Annotated in this window: 2 protein-coding genes and 1 pseudogene; 2 read left to right on the forward strand and 1 reads right to left on the reverse strand. The window is 45.7% G+C overall.

Annotated elements, in window-relative coordinates; all coding sequences use genetic code 11:
- A pseudogene (locus ABUA47_RS23100) lies at window positions 1-307 on the reverse strand (tRNA (N(6)-L-threonylcarbamoyladenosine(37)-C(2))-methylthiotransferase MtaB); the annotation flags it as partial.
- Between the two features lie 85 nt (window positions 308-392).
- Here ABUA47_RS23100 and ABUA47_RS23105 point away from each other — a divergent pair.
- On the forward strand, window positions 393-2,066 hold the full coding sequence (locus ABUA47_RS23105) for a long-chain fatty acid--CoA ligase (RefSeq protein ID WP_008664099.1): 1,674 nt from the start codon (window positions 393-395) through the stop codon (window positions 2,064-2,066).
- Window positions 2,067-2,223: 157 nt separating this feature from the next.
- Entirely contained in the window at window positions 2,224-2,436 is a 213-nt protein-coding gene (locus ABUA47_RS23110) for a hypothetical protein (RefSeq protein ID WP_005833237.1), read from the forward strand.
- Window positions 2,437-2,809: the final 373 nt, after the last annotated feature.

A 2,809-nucleotide genomic window follows, 5' to 3' on the forward strand; every position in this document is an offset into this window, starting at 1 on the left:
CGTCCACACCTTCTATCTTTGCCACCGTCTCCGGTTTCAGCTGGGCATAGCAACCGGTCACCACGACAAATGCACCCGGATGTTGCTTCACCAGTTTGTGGATGGCCTGGCGGCACTTCTTGTCCGCCACTTCCGTCACCGAGCAGGTATTCACTACACAAATATCCGCTTTCTCACCCTTGCGCGCCGTACGTACGCCCGCTTCCCGCAAAATTTTACCGATAGTAGAGGTCTCCGAGAAGTTCAGTTTGCACCCCAACGTATAGTAAACCGCCGTCTTATCTTGAAATATATTGGTATCTATCATGAGCTTATAAACACATTTATGCTGCAAATATATACATTATTAATCTATTTTTCCTACTTTTGCACACTCAACTAAAATTTGTGCAATGATACAAGAGAACTTTATCAAACTATACGAGCATAGTTTCCGCGAGAATTGGGACCTCCCCTGCTATACCAACTATGGAGAAAACGAGAGCTATACTTATGGCGAAGTGGCACAAGAAATAGCCAGACTGCATCTTATTTTCAAGTACTGCCAACTGCGCCGCGGCGACAAGATAGCCGTCATCGGCAAGAACAATGCCCGCTGGTGCATCGCCTATATGGCCACCATCACCTACGGTGGTATCGTAGTCCCCATTCTGCAAGACTTCAACCCCAATGATGTCCATCATATCGTAAACCACTCCGAATCGACGTTCCTCTTCACCAGCGATGCCATTTGGGAACATCTGGAAGAAGAACGACTTACTGGACTTCGCGGTGTGTTCTCACTGAGCGACTTCCGCTGTCTGTATCAGCGGGACGGCGAAACCATCCAGCGTTTCCTCAAGCATCTGGGCGATGAAATGGAAGCGACCTACCCGAACGGGTTCCGCAAGGAAGACATCGTTTACACGGACCTTTCCAACGACAAGGTCATGCTGCTGAATTATACCTCGGGCACCACCGGATTCAGTAAGGGCGTCATGCTGACGGGAAACAACCTGGCCGGCAACGTCACCTTCGGCATACGTACCGAGCTGCTGAAGAAAGGGGACAAAGTGCTCTCTTTCCTGCCTTTGGCACATGCATACGGCTGCGCATTCGATTTCCTTACCGCCACGGCCGTCGGCACACACGTCACACTGTTGGGAAAAGTGCCTTCCCCAAAGATTCTGATGAAAGCTTTCGAGGAAGTGAAACCCAACCTGATTATCACCGTCCCCCTTGTCATTGAAAAGATATACAAGAATGTCATACAGCCCATCATCAACAAAAAGACCATGAAATGGGCGCTCAGCATTCCCTTGCTCGACGGACAGATATACGGGCAAATCCGCAAGAAACTGATTGACGCACTGGGCGGACGTTTCAAGGAAGTCATCATAGGAGGCGCAGCCATGAACCCGGAAGTGGAAGAATTCTTCCACCGCATCAAGTTCCCCTTCACCATCGGCTACGGCATGACCGAATGTGCCCCTCTCATCAGCTATGCTCCCTGGAATGAATTCGTCCCGACTTCCTCCGGACGGGTACTCGACATCATGGAAGCCCGTATCTGCAAGGAAAACCCGGACGACAAACTCGGCGAAATACAAGTACGTGGCGAGAACGTGATGACGGGTTATTACAAAAACCCCGAAGCCACCAAAGAAGTCTTCACCGAAGACGGATGGCTTCGCACCGGCGACTTGGGTACACTGGACGACGACAACAACCTATACATACGCGGACGCAGCAAGACCATGATTCTCAGTTCCAGTGGACAGAATATCTTCCCCGAAGAGATAGAAGCACGGCTCAACAACATGCCTTTCGTCCTGGAAAGTCTTGTCATCGAACGGAATAAAAGACTGGTAGCACTGGTTTATGCCGACTATGAAGCCCTGGATTCCTTGGGACTAAACCAGCCGGATAACCTTAAAACCATCATGGATGAGAATCTCAAAAATCTGAATAACAGCGTGGCAGCCTACGAAAAAGTAAGCCAAATCCAACTTTATCCGACTGAATTTGAGAAAACGCCCAAAAGAAGTATCAAGAGATACTTATACAACAGCATTGCCGAAGATTAATATGTTGTAAAACATATAGATAGGGATAAAAACAGCCGAAGCTCCAAAAAAAATATAAAAAAAGTTGGGGTTTCGAGAACAACATATTCAAAAAGTACATACCTTTGCAACGTTTTAATAAAGCAATTGATTGTATTACGTTTTAAAAGTAAAGAAAATGAAAAAATTAGTTTTGATGGCTGCAGCTATCGTAGCAGTATCTTTCGCATCTTGTGGCAACAAAGCAGCTAACGCTGAACAAGCAACTGCAGATTCTATCCGTATCGCTGACTCAATCGCAGCTGTAGAAGCAGCAGCAGCTGAAGCCGCAGCAGCAGCCGCAGCAGCTGACACTGTAGCAGTAGATAGCGCAGCTGTTGTAGCTGAATAATTTCAGTACAACACTCGAGAGAATTGAAAGTCTGACGTGCATACAAGCACACCAGACTTTTTTTATGTCTTATCCTCTCCTTCTGTTCCCTTCCAATTGTTAAGTCTTGGTCTTATTTCACAAAAAAGGGTATTATATGGCAGATAAATGATAAAGTATAGTGCATATACCAAATAAAAGCCGTTACTTTGCATCAACAAAACAATAAGAGGTTTATTACGATCTACGTTTCACTATGTTTCTCCTCGATTAGCCACATTGAGAATTTTCATTTCTGACTACAACTTCCTAAGACTCCTTTATTGAATTATTAATTTTTTATTTTTGTATTTTATGAATATGTACATTGGAAACCTTAGCTACAACGTTAGGG

Source organism: Bacteroides sp. RTP31139st1_H2_RTP31139_211217 (assembly GCF_040227615.1).
In the GTDB taxonomy this organism is placed as follows: Bacteria; Bacteroidota; Bacteroidia; order Bacteroidales; family Bacteroidaceae; genus Bacteroides; species Bacteroides uniformis.

Excerpts from the sequence above, each read along its gene's own strand:
- ABUA47_RS23105 (WP_008664099.1), top strand. The coding sequence starts at position 393 with ATGATACAAGAGAACTTTATCAAACTATACGAGCATAGTTTCCGCGAG.
- ABUA47_RS23110 (WP_005833237.1), top strand. The coding sequence starts at position 2,224 with ATGAAAAAATTAGTTTTGATGGCTGCAGCTATCGTAGCAGTATCTTTC.